Here is a 14,941-nt window from a genome sequence, read left to right on the forward strand (position 1 = left end):
CAGGGGGAATGGTTGCGATATATTCCCGTCTGAGGAAATAATGCCGATTTAGCTCAGTAGGTAGAGCAACTGACTTGTAATCAGTAGGTCACCAGTTCGATTCCGGTAGTCGGCACCATATGCGGGTATCGTATAATGGCTATTACCTCAGCCTTCCAAGCTGATGACGCGGGTTCGATTCCCGCTACCCGCTCCAGCAAAACAAATGAGGCACAGGTTTTTCAGCACTGGCGTTTTTTCTCGCGGGGAAAGGTCTCGTATACTCCTTTATCGCTCCCCCGAATTATAACGGAGACCAGTTATAGTTTCAGTGCTGTGTTTTTTTGACACTATCGGAATAGTGCATTATTAGTGGGATTTTTGATATTTCCTAGCTGGGGCTGATTATGCACTATCCCGATGTTGTTAACATCACAAAATGAGGTGAACCCCATGTGCGGGGGTGGTTTTAGTGGTTGTTTAGCGGGGAAACTACAGTATCTGATGGAATGTCAGATATTTCGGGAGGCACCCGACACCTCACCTATATTATAATAATACTCTTCATGATTTGACCACCGCCTTAACAGGCGGTTTTTTTTTGCTTGTATAAAATTATCACCAACTCATTAGAAAAGAACACATGGCGTTATGTGGTTGGGGTATTATAACCCTGTTGTAGCAGCAAGTACGCTTGAATCAGGTTCGCTTCGGTGAGCCTTTTATATTTGCATCATATGGTAATATACAGGCAAAAAAAACGCGGCTGTCGGATTAAAGCCGCGGGACAAGGTCCATGAAGAAGGATTAGTATCTGCCTCTTTCAAGAGGCATGTTTATACTACTAAGCATTTAGAATGGTTTAAATCCTTAGATTAACCTTAATTTCAGATAAGGCTTATTTCATTCTTTGCGCTACGCCCGGCGCGGATCAAAGACCACAGAACCTTTCAGGGGTGAGCTTACGGGATGGTCAGTGTGACTTTCTCTGTGGGTTGGGCACCCCGGGCAGAGGTTCACCCACTAAAAGGAAAAGTCACGATGTTTGTGATTTTCAAAAAGAAAACCCGTAAGGCTATTGTAGAAGTAAAGAAAATGGAAAACCGCGACGCGGTGAAGGCTTTTTTATTTGTGGTAATGGACGGTTGGTGGGTGTTTTCATGTGGCAAGAATCATTTTTCAGATTATTACAGTTGAAGTGATTTTATTCCTTGTTATTATACGTCTGTCTTCCGGGTGAGTGGTTTTATTCCCCGACAAGAACTCATATGAAGAGTAAACATTGCTCAGGAAACAGGAACACCGATTTGTAATTGGCTAGTCAGTGGTTTGCGCTGTTATTTTACAATAGCGGAATGGTGTATTTTCGGTAGAAATATTGTGTTTCTTTGGAGAGTCGGAAATGCATCATTCCGGTGTTGTAAATAACACCAAAGAGATGTTCCCCGGTATGAGGGTGGTTTACATTGTGTTTCTGTAACCACAATGTCTGGCATAAAGTCAGATATTCAGGGAAGTCCACAACATCTCAATTTCACTACAATAAAAATGATTCATCTTCAGCATTGTTCAACCGCCGCACCAGGCGGTTTTTTTTGTGTTGAATTCAAAAAAATACACGGACACTGATAATGTCCGTGTGGCAATGCCATGTAAGTCAACGATGAATATGACGCAAAAAAAACGCGACCGTCGGATTAAGGTCGCTGGACAAAGTCCGTGAAACATAACGAATTTCCTTTCCACCTCCCGCTCGGGAAGTGCAAAAAGTATATAAATTAATTTTTCTCGTTTAAACAGGAAAATTAATCTGAATTTCTGGTAATCCTTATTTCCGTACATTAATTCTTCGCTTTTCATATCAGACTATGTCACACAAAAGGCATTTGCGGATTCCTACGATGGGATGTTGTTTTTTACGGGCCGCTGGTGGCCTTTTTTATTTACAGGAGAAAAAAGTATGTCTGAACCCTTATCCGGTTCCGGCACGGCTGCGGCGCTCGGCGGGGCGACGGTATTCGGGCTGTTTACCGGAACGGATTTCGGGATTGTGTTTGGTGCGTTCGCCGGGGCGTTATTTGTGGCAACGATACCGCAGGCGCTTTCAGCGTGGCGTGTGGCGGCGCATTTTCTGGTGTCGTTCATTATCGGCGTGCTGGGTGCAGAGGTTCTGGCATCCTGGCTGGTAAAGCATACAGGGTTTGACGGAGCGCCTGTCGACGCATTGTGTGCAGTGCTGGTGTCAGTGGTGTCGGTGAAGATTCTGTCGTTCATCCACCAGCAGGATATCGCATCACTGGTGTCCGGCCTGTTCTCCCGCCTGCGGGGTGGAGGAGGCGGCAATGCCTAATAACTTTTCTGGATTGCTGAATGTAGCGTTATGCACGGTTATCGTGCTGACGCTTTTTTTTTATCGTCGTCATGACTCCAGACATAAACCGCTGATGTCATGGCTGGCTTGGCTGCTGATGCTGCTTTATGCCCTTGCGCCACTCAGCTATCTGTGTGGTCGTCTGTTAGCGGCGAACTGGCTGGTGGTGTTTTTTAATCTGCTGTTCTGCGTGCTGGTGATACGTGCACGTGGGAATGTTTCAAAAATCCTTGCATTACGAAGGTACTGAAATGAAGTCGAAAGATGAAATTTTTGACGAGGTTCTGGGAAAAGAGGGCGGTTACGTCAACCATCCGGATGATAAAGGTGGTCCGACCAAATGGGGCATTACGGAAAAAGTCGCCAGGGTGCACGGATATCAGGGCGATATGCGTGACCTGACGCGCGGGCAGGCGCTGGAAATACTCGAGGCGGATTACTGGTACGGCCCACGTTTTGACCAGATTGCGAACCTGTCGCCGGATATTGCTGCAGAGCTGTGCGACACGGGCGTGAACATGGGACCAACTGTGGCGTCCAGAATGCTTCAACGCTGGCTGAACGTTTTCAACCTGCGCGGGAAACTGTATCCGGATATGGATGCAGACGGACGTATCGGCCCACGAACTATTAATGCGTTACGGGCATATCTGAAAAATCGTGGCAGGGAAGGCGAACGGGTAATGCTGACCGCACTGAACTGTACGCAGGGTGACCGCTATCTGGAGCTGGCAGAGAAACGGGAGGCCAACGAGTCGTTTGTCTACGGCTGGATGAAAGAACGTGTTGGTTTGTAACGTTTATTCCTGTTTGCAGTGAAAACGGTAAATCCTCTTTGTGGTCGGAGAGGTATTAGATTTACCGAAAAGCAAAAACCCCGGCTGCGGTAACAGTCCGGGGTTTTCTGTTTCTGGCCTTGGGTAAGGCAAAGGAAAACATGAGGAAGTATAAACTAGTTCTGTTGAGGTTGACTATGAAAAACGGCCTTGAATTGAAAGCGCCTGTAACTGATGACATCAGCAGAGCGGTGGCTTTTGCCATTAAGTGGGTGGCTGTCGGTATCGCTGTGTCTCCGATGCTGTATGGGCTGGCAAAATTGATCGTTGCGCTGAAATCGTGAGTGGGGGAATTAAGGGGTAAATATGTCAGACAGCATTATAAAACTGGCGCGGATTCTCTGTGTGGTTGTTGGTCTTTCATTTTCAGCAATGTTGGTTGCTATTTTCATTTCCACCGCCTGGCGAGTATTGAGCTTATCCGGGTTGATTGGTGGATAGCGAGATGAAGCGGAAGCACTGGACACACAGAATGCCACGAACGGCGGCGAAATGGGTACTGGTAGCGATACTGGTGCCTTTTTTATTGGTGGGATGCGTCAGCCTGGATAAGGCGCGCCAGCTTTTCGATACAGCTTCTCAGGTCTGTGAAATTGTCGACGGTGTTCGGCAGTGTATGCAGAACTGATCGCCTTTAAGAGCAGAATATTTTGCTGAAAATGATGGGTGCGCCAGCGTACGGAAAGCATGAAATTCTGCTGCGTGTGCCAATTTTATCTTATTCATTCTAAATCTTGCCGAATCAAGATGAACTTTGATCAACTGCCCGGGCGGCAAGGGGCATTAAAACAGGAGAAAATTATGTGGAAACCTACTGGTGACAAGTTAATCACCGCATTGATTGACGGCAAGCCACAATACTTACGCATTGAAATGAGCGGTCAGCATACTCGTTTGATTCGTGAGTAACAGGCATTACAGCAGCCCTTCATGGTGAGGGGGGGCGATAATGCCAAAGCTCGTCATCGGCACCCGCCGCGCACCCAGCGCACTGGCCGATAGCGGGCTTTTTTATTCATAAAGCGAGGCTGTATGAGCGAGAAATTGAAGATCGTCTATCGCCCGTTACAAGAACTGTCTCCGTATGCACACAATGCCAGGACACACAGCCCTGAGCAGGTGGCACAACTGGTAGAAAGCATTAAGCAATTCGGCTGGACTAATCCGGTGCTGATTGATGAAAAGGGCGAAATTATTGCTGGTCACGGTCGCGTTATGGCGGCTGAAGTGCTCAAAATGGATTCCGTTCCGGTCATCGTTCTGTCTGGTCTGACGGATGATCAGAAAAAGGCGTACCGCCTGGCAGATAATCGCCTGCCGATGAATGCTGGCTGGGATGAAGATCTGTTACGGATGGAGCTGTCGGAGCTAATCAATGCTGATTTTGATATTTCCCTGACAGGATTCAGCCCGACAGAAATTGATGAACTGTTGACGGATGTTTTGCCCGGTACAGGAAATGAGGAGGAGCCTTATACGACGAAAATTGATACGCCTGTTTATGAGCCGTCGGGCGGTAAACCGGATATCAGTGAACTGTACGACGATACGAAAACTCAGGAGCTGATCAGCCGGATACGTTCGGCGTCCCTTGAGCCTGATATCGAAAAATTCCTCCTGTGTGCGGCAGAACGTCACACGGTGTTTAATTTCAGCAGAATTGCGGACTATTACGCTCACGCTCCTGCTGAAATTCAGCGCCTTTTTGAGGAGTCGGCGCTGGTGATCATTGATTACCAGCAGGCTATTGAAAATGGATTTGTCCGGATGACGCAGCACATGGTGGAGATCATGCATGGCGGGGAGAAGGAATATGCGTGATGATTTTTGCGCCTTTATTCTGACTCACGGGCGACCGGACAAAGTTCTGACTTACCGGACGTTGCGTCGTGCTGGCTATACCGGGAAAATTTTTATCGTTGTTGATGATGAAGATAAGACACGGCATCAGTACATAGCTGAATTTGGTGAACAGGTGCTGGTGTTTTCCAAAGCCGATATCGCCAGTCGTTTTGACGAAGCCGATAATTTCGGTGATCGCCGCTCAATTTTTTACGCCCGTAATGCCTGTTTCGACCTGGCAAAACTGGTCGGGTGTAAATACTTCATTCAGCTCGATGATGATTATCACGAGTTCCAGTTTCGTGTGGATCGCAACTATGACCAGGCCTATTTCCCGATAAGGAAACTGGATGCGATCCTTTCTGAAATGCTGGCGTATTACGAATCAATACCCGCGCTTTCCATCGCTATGTCACAGGGCGGGGATTTTCTTGGTGACAATGGCGGCCATGCTTCGTGGGTGAAACGCAAGGCAATGAACAGCTTTATCTGTTCGGTTGAACGACCGTTCTCATTCATGGGGCGCATTAACGAGGATGTGAATACGTACACGAATCTTGGTCGCCGTGGTGAATTGTTTATGACGATCGGTGCTGTCCAGTTAGGGCAGAAACAGACGCAGAAAAACAGCGGCGGAATGACCGAGCTGTATCTGGATTCCGGAACCTACGTTAAAAGTTTTTACTCCGTCATGTATGCGCCGTCGTGCGTAAAAATCTCACTGATGGGCGCCAGCCATAAACGCATTCACCATCAGGTCACCTGGAACAACGCTGCAGTAAAAATCCTTCACGAAAAATACAGGAAGAAGACACCCTGCATATCAATGGGGGTGACAAATGATTCCGTATTCGAAAGTCGAGTCTCTGGCAGCGTGCCGGATGACTGCACAACAAATCGCTGACGTTCTGGATGTTGATCTGAACCGGTTGAAAGAAAATCGGGAAGCAATGACAAATTTTTACGCGTCCATCCGTAAGGGCAGAGCGAAAGGTGAGGCCGAGCTACGGGCGGCATTGTTTAAGCTCGCCAGAAAAGGGGATGCCTTTGCCCTGCGCGAACTACTCAGGGTGGATAAGAATCAGGACTAACTGATGAGCAGACCGGACTGGGGGGCGTTGCAGCAGGAGTATATTGCTGAATACACCCGCTCCGGTATATCTCCGGTGGCATGGTGTGAAGCAAGGGGACTGAATTACGCAACAGCCCGTCGTTACATCAAAAAACCTCCGAAAAATGCGCAGACAGAAATGCGCAAAACTGCGCAGAAAAGTGCGCAGAAAAAATCTGCGCAGACTGCACAAAAGCGGAACGGAAAATCTCAGGAAAAAAAGCCAGTATCCGATGCGTACCTGAATGAGGGCGATGCGGAAGAAATTTCGTTCTGTCCCGATGAATTCGGTATTTCAGACCAGCAGGCGAAATTCGCAATGCTGGTTGCCCAGGGGAAAAAACTCGTTGAGGCATATCGGCTGGCAGGATACGAGTCAGAGGGGAATGCGGCCTACGTAACCGCCAGCCAGCTCCTAAGAAATCCTAAGGTTTTTCGTGCTATCAGCTACTTCCGCAATCAGTACCAGAAACGCTATACCGCAGACCTGGATTTACTGGTGAGTCAGTTGATGTCCATTGTCCAGGCCGACCCCAATCAGCTTGCCCAATTTCGCCGTGTTAACTGCCGTTATTGCTGGGGCGAGAATCATCTCTACCAGTGGCGCGATATAGCAGAATTTGATAAGGCAGCGGCGCAGGCTTCCAGAGATGGCAAACCCGAACCGGAATATGGAGGGCTTGGCTTTGTTGATAACGCCATACCCAATCCGGACTGCCCGAAGTGCTGCGGTGAGGGAACGGGGCAGCTTTATATGGCTGATACCACTCTGCTTGATGGGGATGCACGGCAATTATATGCAGGGGCAAAGCTAGGAAAATTCGGTGTTGAGATCCTGCTGGAGGATAAAGCTGCCGCCCGGCGTGAATTGTTGCGTTTGCTTTCTGCTGGCGGGGCTTTATGTGCAGATAAGCGGCTACAGGAACTGGAAATTGAACGGCGCAGAATGGAAAACCAGAAGCTGCGTAAAGAGATCGAAACGGTGGAAGATAATGAACATCCCCAGCCTGTGGCGATCAATATTAATGTGGTTGATGCAAGAGCAAGGAGTGATGAAGATGATCTCTCCGACGCTTAATGTGCCTCAGGCGCGATTTCTTTCAATGCCCCATAAATTTAAAGCCTATATTGCTGGTTTTGGCTCGGGTAAAACATGGGTTGGGTGTGGCGGCATATGCAAAGGGATTTGGGAGCATCCAGGTATAAATCAGGGATATTTTGCGCCAACGTATCCCCAAATTCGCGATATTTTTTACCCTACAGTGGAAGAAGTTGCTGCTGACTGGGGATTGAACGTAAAAATTAATGAGGGAAATAAAGAGGTTCATTTTTATTACGGACGTCAGTATCGGGGAACCACTATCTGCAGATCGATGGAGAAGCCGCAAACGATCGTCGGTTTCAAAATTGGTAATGCACTGGTGGATGAACTGGACATTTTGCCGAAGGAAAAAGCCAGAACAGCGTGGCGCAAGATAATTGCGCGTATGCGTTATAAGGTTGATGGACTTCGCAACGGTATTGACGTTACAACCACGCCGGAAGGATTCAAATTTGTCTACGAGCAGTTTGTTAAAGCCGTGCGTGAAAAAACAGAGCTGGCCTCACTGTATGGTTTGGTGCAGGCATCTACTTTCGATAATGAAAAGAACCTGCCAGCAGATTACATTCCTTCGCTTCTTGAATCATACCCTCCAGAGCTGATTAAAGCCTATCTTCGAGGACAGTTTACTAACCTGACAAGTGGTACGGTTTACCATCAGTTTGACCGGAAACTGAATAATTGCGAAGAAGTGGAGCAGCCAGGGGAGCCGATTTATATTGGGATGGATTTTAACGTTGGAAAGATGGCGGGGATCATCCATGTGCTGCGTTTGGGTCTTCCATGTGCGGTAACTGAAATCATCAATGCCTACGATACGCCGGATATGATTCGCATCATTAAAGAACGCTTCTGGCTGTATGACGGGAATGATTATCGGAAAGTGAGGGAGATTTATATTTATCCAGATGCTTCCGGAGATTCCAGAAAATCAAGTAACGCAAGTACGACGGATATAGCTCAGCTTAAGCAGGCTGGTTTTAACGTTGTGGTGAACAACTCGAACCCGCCAGTAAAAGATCGCGTTAACTCAATGAATGCAATGTTCTGCAATGCCAATGGCGAGCGTCGCTATAAAGTTAATGTGAAGCGTTGTCCGGTATATGCCGAATCTCTGGAGCAACAGGTCTGGGATGATAAAGGGGAGCCTGATAAAAAATCTGGCAACGATCACCCGAATGATGCCGGAGGTTATTTCATCGTTAAGCAATTCCCTATTGTCAAACCGACCGGAAGAGTCACATCACTTCGGATTTAATTATGGCTGATATATCAACACCCAACCTCGACTATAACGATATGCTGGAGGCGTGGGATATTAATGACGCACTGATGGGCGGTACGCTTGAAATGCGCAGGCAGGGGGGAATTTATCTCCCCAAATGGCCTAACGAAGATGAAGACGCTTATAAAAAACGCCTGTCTGTGGCTACGCTACTTCCTGTGTATGAAGAAAGCATTAAGCAAAATATTGGACGCATATTTGCAGAGCCGACAGTATTGAGTGAGGAAACGCCGGAAAAAATCAGGGAATATGCAGAAAATATCGACATGGAGGGGAGCCGACTGGATGTGTGGGCGCAGCAATTTTTCAGCCTCGCATTTCAGTATGGTGTGGCACATGCGCTGGTGGACTATCCACGAACGGATATGAAGGAGATCCGGACAAAAGCCGATGAAAATGCGGCTGGTGGTCGCCCATACGTTACGATGCTGAATCCACGCCAGGTTATTGGATGGAAATCGAAAGTTGAAAAAGGGAAAGTTGTTCTTACTGATTTGCGTATAAAAGAGGTCATCATTGTTGATGGTGATGATTTCGGGCAGAAGAAGGTGGAGCAGATCCGCCATATTATGCCCCGTCGCGTTGAAATTTATCGACGCAGCGAAGGTACTAATGGCGAATCTGTCTGGGCGCTTCACGAGTCATGGGATACCAGCCGTGATGATATTCCCCTGGTTACGTTGTACACGAAGCGCATCGGGTTTATGCGTGGTACACCGCCATTGCTTAATCTTGGCTTGTTGAATATCAAGCACTGGCAAAGCCAGAGCGAGCAGGACAATATTCTTCATGTTGCCCGCGTCCCATTGCTGGTGGCCTACGGGCTGGACAGAAATGAAGAACTGACGGTTGGTGCATCCACCGCTACGATTTTTGAGGACAGAACAAAAAATGGCCTCGAATATGTTGAACATAGTGGGGCAGCGATAGAATCTGGCGAAACCTCACTGGAGAAGCTGGAAAATCAGATGCGTCATGCCGGCGCTAAACTTCTGCGGGCTGAAAATACATCCACCAAATCTGTTGATCAGACTAATGAAGAGCGGATGCAGGAAAACTCGCCGCTTTATACAATGGCGAACTCCCTCGAAGATGCCCTCGATAATATTCTCCAGATAATGGCGGAATGGATCGGAGAGAGTTGCGGCGGCAATGTGGATGTGCGCACTGAACTGGATGTATCTGCCCAGGTGTTTGACTCATCCTCCGCGCTGGCTGTTCAGTCATTGCGTCAGGGCGGTGATATACGTCAGATTGATGCGGTTCGGGTGTTGCAGGCGTTGAAATTTATTGATCAGGATTCCCGTCCAGAGGAAGTGATCGATGAATTAAAAAATCAGAGTGTGATGCTGATGGATATCAATGATGCAAACCGTGAATGAACGGCTGCGTGATGAATCAATTGCTCATGCAGTCTGGGTATCCCGCTATAGCACTGGTGTGGCTGCCAGAATGGTGAAAACACTGAATGACAGTGATGCGGAGCTTACAGCTCGCCTGCTGGTGGCTCTGGACAGCCTCGATCCAGGTAGTTTTACCGTTACGCGCCTAGAGTCACTTCTGGCGAGTGTCAGAGAGGTTAACCGCGCTGCGATTAACAGTATGTTTACCAGTCTCTCCGGAGAGCTGAACGAGCTGGCAGTTTATGAGGCTGGTTATCAGTTAAGTCTGTTTGATTCTCTGCTACCTGATTTTGTTGCTGATGTTCACCCTCTGGTTGGTATCTCACCTGATGCACTTTATGCCGCTGCAATGGCGCGACCATTCCAGGGACGACTGCTCAGTGAGTGGGCCTCAGATCTTGAGGCGGATCGGCTCAGACGCATAACAAATACGGTGCGTCAGGGTTTTTTGTTGGGGGATACCAATGAGCAGATCGCAAGAAAAATTCGGGGACATGTCAGTAAGGGATTTCAGGACGGTGCATTGCAGATGAGTCGGGCTAATGCGGCCAGCATTGCAAAAACAGCGGTTGGACATCTTGCTGCTACTGCCCGTGAGAGTTTTGCCAGCGCGAATAATGATTTGATTAAGGGTAAGCAATGGTTATCAACGCTTGATAATCGTACTACGCCACAATGTCGAATCAGGGATCGCCTCAAATATACGCTGGATAATAAACCTGTAGGTCACAGCGTGCCTTATTTGCAGGGGCCGGGGAAAATTCATTTCTGCTGTCGCTCAACGGAAACGTTCATTCTGAAATCAGCGAAGGAACTGGGTATTGATGTTCGTGATATTTCCCCGGCTGAGCGGGCCAGCATGGATGGCGTGGTGGCCGGAGATACAACCTACAGGGAATGGTTTTTGCGCCAGCCTTACACCAGACAAAAACAGATTGTGGGGGAAACCCGGGCAAAGCTGATTCGGGATGGTGGTATGTCGCCAGATGAATTTTACACCGATAAAGGCGAGTGGCTGACGCTGAAGCAACTCCGAGAGCGTGATGCACAGGCATTCAGAAAAGCAGGGATTTAAATAAATCATTTATTACAACAGGCTACCTTCGGGTGGCCTTTTTTATTGCTGCGATCCGGATGGTGAGCAGCGTAACTGTCGGAAGACTTAAACCAGGTACTAATATGAAACTGAAAACGGTCGAGATTAACGGAAAACAATACGCAGAAATTGATACTGCTGGCCTGCCAGTCTATGTGCACGACGATGGTAAAGAAATCGGCTTCGATGCACCGCTGGCGACAAAAAAAATTACAGAGCTTAATGGCGAGGCAAAAAATCATCGCCTGGCTAAAGAAGCTGCAGAGGAAAAACTGGCTAAGTTTGCCGCTATCGAAGACCCGAAGAAGGCGATTGAGGCACTGGAAATGCTGTCAAAAATCGACCAGAAAAAGCTGATCGATGCGGGACAGGTTGACCAGGTTAAGGCAGAAATTACGAAAAATTTTCAGCAGCAATTAGATGAAGAAAAGCAACGCTCTCAGATGCTGGAGAAGCAGCTTTACGATTCTATGATTGGCGGTAGTTTTGCGGGTTCAAAATATATTGCCGATAAAATTGCGATCCCGGCAGATTTATTACAAGCCCGCTTCGGACAGGCATTCAAAGTGGAAGAAGGGAAGATCGTTGCTTATGACGCTTCCGGCAACAAAATTTATTCCCGCGCGAAGCCAGGAGAACTGGCGCAGTTTGATGAGGCGCTGGAGTTCCTCGTCGAAAATTACCCTCAGAAAGACTACATCCTGAAAGCCAGTGGCAACAATGGCGGCGGTTCCCGTCCAACACAGCATGATATTGGTCAGAAAACGATGAAACGCTCTGCTTTTGATGCACTGGATGTTGCAGGTAAGCAAAACGCACTGAAAGACGGTATCACAATCGTTGATTAATACATTTGCCAGCTTCCGGATGGGAGCTGGTGTCAGGGCTGGATAGCTCACTACTCAATCCATACACAATTACGCAAATTTTTAAGGAATATTTAATTATGGCTGGAAATACCCTGACCGGGTTGATCCCGACTATTTACACCGCCCTGGATGTTGTATCCCGTGAGCAGGTGGGTTTTATCCCTGCGGTAGCAAAAAACGCAAAAGCTGACGCCGCAGCAAAAGATCAGACGGTAACCGCGCCAGTTGCGCCTGAGGCGAAAACCGAAGATATCGTACCGGGGCCGTCAGCTCCGAATACCGGTGATCAAAATATTGGCACTGTTGATGTAAAAATTACTAAATCCAAAATGGCGCCGGTTAAATGGAATGGTGAAGAACAACTGGCTCTTGGCCCTTCAGGGACTTACAACACCATTCTGGCTGATCAGTTCAAGCAGGCTTTTCGCGCCCTTGCAAACGAGGTTGAGGCTGATCTTGGTGCGTTGTATTTCGGTGCTTCCCGCGCCGTGGGAACCGCAGGGACAACGCCATTTGGTGTTAAAGATGATCTTTCTGATGCTGCTCTGGCTCGTCAGGTTCTGGAGGATAACGGCGCACCGACAACAGATCTGCAGATGGTGCTTGGTTCCACTGCCATTGCTAATTTGCGCGGAAAACAGTCTGTATTGTTTAAAGTGAATGAATCCGGCACTGAACAGCTACTGCGTGAGGGCGTGTTGGGGCGTCTGGAGGGATTCAATATTCACAGTTCGGCAGGTGTAAAACGAGCGCCAAAGGTTGCTGCAACTGGTTATCTAGTGAATGGCGAGAAAAAAGAAGGCGATGTTCTTATTTCCATTGATACTGGTTCGGGGAGTATTTCTGCAGGTCAGATTGTTACGTTCGCTGGCGATCCGAATCAGTATGTTGTGGCAGCAGCGACCAGCAATCTGATTACTCTTGCAGCGCCGGGACTACGTCAGGATCTGGCCGATGATACTGCAATCACAGTTGTTGGCTCCTTTACTGCAAATATGGCGTTTGATCGCAACGCGTTTCTGCTGGCATCCCGTACTCCGGCAATGCCGGAAGGTGGCGATAATGCTGATGATGTAATGAATGTTACGGACCCGATTTCAGGGATTACGTTCCAGATTGCACTGTATCGTCAGTATCGCCAGGTGCGCTATGAAGTTGGACTGGCATGGGGTGTTTCGTCAGTGAAACCGGCACATGGTTGTCTGATTCTTGGTTAAACATCCAAACGGGGCTTCGGCCCCATTTTTAATGGAGGGTATATGGCCGGATTAACTAAAGAGCAAAGAGCACAGCGTGAAGCCGCGCAAAAAAATGCAGTGGTGGAGCAAATTCAGGAGCCACAAAAAACGCAAATTGAGTTAGTGGTTATGGTGACCGATTATCAGATGTTTCCCGGTGCACCAACTATCGCTAATGTTCATCCTGATGAAGTTGACAACTGGAAGGCTCTGGGCTGGAAAACTCAGGAGTAACACATGATCACTTACGTGACCTGTGATGACGTTGATAATGCGTTTGGGAACGCCTGGACGAGTGAGAACGCTAAAAATAAAGCTGTTTTAATGGCTAATGCCTGGCTTAATGGCTTCAGCCTGAAAATTAACCCATCCCGTATTCCGGAAGAGGTAAAACTTGCGGGAGCATATGCAGCCAGAATTGCCTCTGTCGGTAAGTTGTTTCAGCAGAAAAATGATTCTGGCGTTGTTATCAGTAAAGCCGTGTCGGCTGACGGGGTCAGTGTATCGAAATCATTTGCTGAATTGCCAGCAAACAGCACTGCATTGCTTGAACCCGATTTACAGCTTGCGATAGCACTGCTGAAACCGTACGGACTTAGTCGCTCACAAGTCAGGGTTGTGAGGGGGGGATGATGGGGCTTCGTGAAGAGATTCAGTCAGAGGTTGCCGCTGCTTTTGATGAGGATTTAGCAGACGTCGTGAGTGATTTTTCTGGTTCTTACGTTACACACCGGAACTGGGATCCTGTGACTGAAACTGGCGGCGAATCCACAGCAACCTATACCGGGCGAGGCGTGTTGACGCGTTATAAGCTGGGCAGAATTGATGGGATTAATATTTTGCATGGTGACCTTAAATTAACTGCTCTGGTATGCGAGGTTACGGATAAACCCGCTGTCGGCCATATTATTGAGATTTATGATTCTGTATCAAGGCAGTTGCAACGATACGAGGTAATTACAGCGAGTGTAGATCCTTCCGCATCAGTTTACTCAATCCAGTTAAGGAGAGCGTAAATGGCAAAGGCATGGGATATCGAACCGTCAATATTTGCCGGGATGATTGAGGAAGATGTGGGGCTGAAAATTCGCTACATCGCTATTCAGATTCTTACTGCTATTGATATTGCTGCTCCGGTTGATACCGGGCGTTTCAGAAATAACAACATTGTGTCGTTACAGTATCCCGATTTTGGTATATCTGATAACGTGGATCCGAACGGTACGATTGCGGTTCAGCGTGGGATCGGGGTTATTTCGAAAGCTGCAAATTACGGAATTATTTATATCCAGAATAACCTTCCTTATGCAGAGGCTCTTGAAAACGGTCATTCACAACAAGCGCCAACAGGCGTGTATGCCAACGCTTTTAATGGTGTTTTACAGGCTTACAAATGACGTTTACTGAAATCAGAAATACGGTCATTTCCAGAATGACGGCACAGACGGTTATTGATGGAAAAGACGTATTGTATCCGAACGGGCCAACGTTCGATCCTTCCGGTAAGTTAATCTGGGCGCGTTTAAGTAATATTCCCGGGCAGGCTGGAGTTAATGAAATTGGCGCGGGGCCGGTTGTTTATCGCACGGGGATAATCATTATTCAGTTATTTGTCCCCGCAGGTTCTGGTTCAAAACTCATTACTGAGACAGCCGATAAATTGCGGGAACTGTTTGAGTTTCAGGATGACGACCGTCTCAGTTACCAGGCTGTTTCCTCAATAACCGTTGGCGAAAAGAATGGCTGGTTCCAGCTTAATCTTCAAATTCCATATCGCGCGCTCTAGCGCAATTAATGACATAGGAGGCT

At 47.8% G+C, this 14,941-nt stretch carries 20 protein-coding genes, 2 tRNA genes and 1 pseudogene; all 23 read left to right on the plus strand.

The window, feature by feature from the left end:
• Nucleotides 1-42: 42 nt before the first annotated feature.
• The 23 genes and pseudogenes from FEK47_RS07220 (at nucleotide 43) to FEK47_RS07320 (ending at nucleotide 14,918) form a co-directional block, all read left to right on the plus strand.
• A tRNA-Thr gene (locus tag FEK47_RS07220) sits at nucleotides 43-118 on the plus strand.
• Nucleotides 119-121: 3 nt separating this feature from the next.
• Nucleotides 122-196, plus strand: a tRNA-Gly gene (locus tag FEK47_RS07225).
• An 824-nt stretch (nucleotides 197-1,020) separates the two neighbouring features.
• Nucleotides 1,021-1,098: pseudogene (locus FEK47_RS25220) on the plus strand (tellurite/colicin resistance protein); the annotation flags it as partial.
• Between the two features lie 841 nt (nucleotides 1,099-1,939).
• Entirely contained in the window at nucleotides 1,940-2,329 is a 390-nt protein-coding gene (locus FEK47_RS07230; RefSeq protein ID WP_135409916.1) for a putative holin, read from the plus strand.
• Entirely contained in the window at nucleotides 2,322-2,600 is a 279-nt protein-coding gene (locus FEK47_RS07235) for a phage holin family protein (protein WP_135486154.1), read from the plus strand. Before FEK47_RS07230 ends, FEK47_RS07235 begins: the two co-directional genes overlap by 8 nt.
• 1 nt (nucleotide 2,601) lies before the next feature.
• The gene (locus FEK47_RS07240; RefSeq protein ID WP_135486153.1) at nucleotides 2,602-3,147 is read left to right on the plus strand and encodes a glycosyl hydrolase 108 family protein; all 546 of its coding nucleotides are present in this window, start codon (nucleotides 2,602-2,604) and stop codon (nucleotides 3,145-3,147) included.
• A gap of 140 nt (nucleotides 3,148-3,287) precedes the next feature.
• Complete coding sequence (locus FEK47_RS07245; protein WP_135486152.1) at nucleotides 3,288-3,470, plus strand: hypothetical protein; 183 nt, start codon at nucleotides 3,288-3,290, stop codon at nucleotides 3,468-3,470.
• Between the two features lie 22 nt (nucleotides 3,471-3,492).
• On the plus strand, nucleotides 3,493-3,627 hold the full coding sequence (locus tag FEK47_RS25365) for a hypothetical protein (protein ID WP_001284011.1): 135 nt from the start codon (nucleotides 3,493-3,495) through the stop codon (nucleotides 3,625-3,627).
• A gap of 31 nt (nucleotides 3,628-3,658) precedes the next feature.
• Complete coding sequence (locus FEK47_RS25095; protein WP_167854630.1) at nucleotides 3,659-3,814, plus strand: hypothetical protein; 156 nt, start codon at nucleotides 3,659-3,661, stop codon at nucleotides 3,812-3,814.
• Between the two features lie 404 nt (nucleotides 3,815-4,218).
• Entirely contained in the window at nucleotides 4,219-5,007 is a 789-nt protein-coding gene (locus tag FEK47_RS25660; protein WP_135486151.1) for a ParB/Srx family N-terminal domain-containing protein, read from the plus strand.
• Nucleotides 5,000-5,932: a hypothetical protein gene (locus FEK47_RS07260; protein WP_135486150.1), complete on the plus strand. Its 933-nt coding sequence runs from the start codon at nucleotides 5,000-5,002 to the stop codon at nucleotides 5,930-5,932. The genes FEK47_RS25660 and FEK47_RS07260 overlap by 8 nt, the downstream gene beginning before the upstream one ends.
• A complete protein-coding gene (locus tag FEK47_RS07265) occupies nucleotides 5,910-6,119 on the plus strand; it encodes a hypothetical protein (RefSeq protein ID WP_000126790.1) in 210 nt (69 codons plus the stop codon). Before FEK47_RS07260 ends, FEK47_RS07265 begins: the two co-directional genes overlap by 23 nt.
• A 3-nt stretch (nucleotides 6,120-6,122) precedes the next feature.
• Nucleotides 6,123-7,217 (plus strand): terminase small subunit, encoded by a 1,095-nt coding sequence (locus FEK47_RS07270; RefSeq protein ID WP_135486149.1) that lies wholly within the window; start codon nucleotides 6,123-6,125, stop codon nucleotides 7,215-7,217.
• Nucleotides 7,198-8,499: a terminase family protein gene (locus FEK47_RS07275; protein WP_135486148.1), complete on the plus strand. Its 1,302-nt coding sequence runs from the start codon at nucleotides 7,198-7,200 to the stop codon at nucleotides 8,497-8,499. The genes FEK47_RS07270 and FEK47_RS07275 overlap by 20 nt, the downstream gene beginning before the upstream one ends.
• Before the next feature lie 2 nt (nucleotides 8,500-8,501).
• A complete protein-coding gene (locus tag FEK47_RS07280) occupies nucleotides 8,502-9,908 on the plus strand; it encodes a DUF4055 domain-containing protein (RefSeq protein ID WP_138183150.1) in 1,407 nt (468 codons plus the stop codon).
• Nucleotides 9,892-11,004 carry a phage minor head protein gene (locus FEK47_RS07285; RefSeq protein ID WP_105290208.1) on the plus strand — a complete coding sequence of 371 codons (1,113 nt, stop codon included), beginning with the start codon at nucleotides 9,892-9,894 and terminating at the stop codon, nucleotides 11,002-11,004. Before FEK47_RS07280 ends, FEK47_RS07285 begins: the two co-directional genes overlap by 17 nt.
• Before the next feature lie 104 nt (nucleotides 11,005-11,108).
• Nucleotides 11,109-11,873: a DUF6651 domain-containing protein gene (locus tag FEK47_RS07290; RefSeq protein ID WP_000770040.1), complete on the plus strand. Its 765-nt coding sequence runs from the start codon at nucleotides 11,109-11,111 to the stop codon at nucleotides 11,871-11,873.
• 98 nt (nucleotides 11,874-11,971) lie between these two features.
• Nucleotides 11,972-13,111 carry a P22 phage major capsid protein family protein gene (locus tag FEK47_RS07295; protein ID WP_001526967.1) on the plus strand — a complete coding sequence of 380 codons (1,140 nt, stop codon included), beginning with the start codon at nucleotides 11,972-11,974 and terminating at the stop codon, nucleotides 13,109-13,111.
• Nucleotides 13,112-13,153: 42 nt separating this feature from the next.
• A complete protein-coding gene (locus tag FEK47_RS07300) occupies nucleotides 13,154-13,366 on the plus strand; it encodes a hypothetical protein (RefSeq protein ID WP_135486147.1) in 213 nt (70 codons plus the stop codon).
• A 3-nt stretch (nucleotides 13,367-13,369) separates the two neighbouring features.
• Nucleotides 13,370-13,765, plus strand: coding sequence for a hypothetical protein (locus FEK47_RS07305; RefSeq protein WP_016158352.1), 396 nt, complete (start codon nucleotides 13,370-13,372; stop codon nucleotides 13,763-13,765).
• The gene (locus FEK47_RS07310) at nucleotides 13,765-14,148 is read left to right on the plus strand and encodes a hypothetical protein (RefSeq protein ID WP_024234578.1); all 384 of its coding nucleotides are present in this window, start codon (nucleotides 13,765-13,767) and stop codon (nucleotides 14,146-14,148) included. The genes FEK47_RS07305 and FEK47_RS07310 overlap by 1 nt, the downstream gene beginning before the upstream one ends.
• Nucleotides 14,149-14,529 carry an HK97 gp10 family phage protein gene (locus FEK47_RS07315; protein WP_135486146.1) on the plus strand — a complete coding sequence of 127 codons (381 nt, stop codon included), beginning with the start codon at nucleotides 14,149-14,151 and terminating at the stop codon, nucleotides 14,527-14,529.
• Nucleotides 14,526-14,918 (plus strand): phage tail terminator-like protein, encoded by a 393-nt coding sequence (locus FEK47_RS07320; RefSeq protein ID WP_016158349.1) that lies wholly within the window; start codon nucleotides 14,526-14,528, stop codon nucleotides 14,916-14,918. The genes FEK47_RS07315 and FEK47_RS07320 overlap by 4 nt, the downstream gene beginning before the upstream one ends.
• Nucleotides 14,919-14,941 lie beyond the last annotated feature (23 nt).

This window comes from Escherichia sp. E3659 (genome assembly GCF_005781135.1).
Taxonomy (GTDB): domain Bacteria; phylum Pseudomonadota; class Gammaproteobacteria; order Enterobacterales; family Enterobacteriaceae; genus Escherichia.

What these genes read in the sequence shown, in the direction of transcription:
- FEK47_RS07230 (WP_135409916.1), top strand. Translation starts at nt 1,940, where the DNA reads ATGTCTGAACCCTTATCCGGTTCCGGCACGGCTGCGGCGCTCGGCGGG.
- FEK47_RS07235 (WP_135486154.1), top strand. Translation starts at nt 2,322, where the DNA reads ATGCCTAATAACTTTTCTGGATTGCTGAATGTAGCGTTATGCACGGTT.
- FEK47_RS07240 (WP_135486153.1), top strand. Translation starts at nt 2,602, where the DNA reads ATGAAGTCGAAAGATGAAATTTTTGACGAGGTTCTGGGAAAAGAGGGC.
- FEK47_RS07245 (WP_135486152.1), top strand. Translation starts at nt 3,288, where the DNA reads ATGAGGAAGTATAAACTAGTTCTGTTGAGGTTGACTATGAAAAACGGC.
- FEK47_RS25365 (WP_001284011.1), top strand. Translation starts at nt 3,493, where the DNA reads ATGTCAGACAGCATTATAAAACTGGCGCGGATTCTCTGTGTGGTTGTT.
- FEK47_RS25095 (WP_167854630.1), top strand. Translation starts at nt 3,659, where the DNA reads ATGCCACGAACGGCGGCGAAATGGGTACTGGTAGCGATACTGGTGCCT.
- FEK47_RS25660 (WP_135486151.1), top strand. Translation starts at nt 4,219, where the DNA reads ATGAGCGAGAAATTGAAGATCGTCTATCGCCCGTTACAAGAACTGTCT.
- FEK47_RS07260 (WP_135486150.1), top strand. Translation starts at nt 5,000, where the DNA reads ATGCGTGATGATTTTTGCGCCTTTATTCTGACTCACGGGCGACCGGAC.
- FEK47_RS07265 (WP_000126790.1), top strand. Translation starts at nt 5,910, where the DNA reads ATGACTGCACAACAAATCGCTGACGTTCTGGATGTTGATCTGAACCGG.
- FEK47_RS07270 (WP_135486149.1), top strand. Translation starts at nt 6,123, where the DNA reads ATGAGCAGACCGGACTGGGGGGCGTTGCAGCAGGAGTATATTGCTGAA.
- FEK47_RS07275 (WP_135486148.1), top strand. Translation starts at nt 7,198, where the DNA reads ATGATCTCTCCGACGCTTAATGTGCCTCAGGCGCGATTTCTTTCAATG.
- FEK47_RS07280 (WP_138183150.1), top strand. Translation starts at nt 8,502, where the DNA reads ATGGCTGATATATCAACACCCAACCTCGACTATAACGATATGCTGGAG.
- FEK47_RS07285 (WP_105290208.1), top strand. Translation starts at nt 9,892, where the DNA reads ATGCAAACCGTGAATGAACGGCTGCGTGATGAATCAATTGCTCATGCA.
- FEK47_RS07290 (WP_000770040.1), top strand. Translation starts at nt 11,109, where the DNA reads ATGAAACTGAAAACGGTCGAGATTAACGGAAAACAATACGCAGAAATT.
- FEK47_RS07295 (WP_001526967.1), top strand. Translation starts at nt 11,972, where the DNA reads ATGGCTGGAAATACCCTGACCGGGTTGATCCCGACTATTTACACCGCC.
- FEK47_RS07300 (WP_135486147.1), top strand. Translation starts at nt 13,154, where the DNA reads ATGGCCGGATTAACTAAAGAGCAAAGAGCACAGCGTGAAGCCGCGCAA.
- FEK47_RS07305 (WP_016158352.1), top strand. Translation starts at nt 13,370, where the DNA reads ATGATCACTTACGTGACCTGTGATGACGTTGATAATGCGTTTGGGAAC.
- FEK47_RS07310 (WP_024234578.1), top strand. Translation starts at nt 13,765, where the DNA reads ATGGGGCTTCGTGAAGAGATTCAGTCAGAGGTTGCCGCTGCTTTTGAT.
- FEK47_RS07315 (WP_135486146.1), top strand. Translation starts at nt 14,149, where the DNA reads ATGGCAAAGGCATGGGATATCGAACCGTCAATATTTGCCGGGATGATT.
- FEK47_RS07320 (WP_016158349.1), top strand. Translation starts at nt 14,526, where the DNA reads ATGACGTTTACTGAAATCAGAAATACGGTCATTTCCAGAATGACGGCA.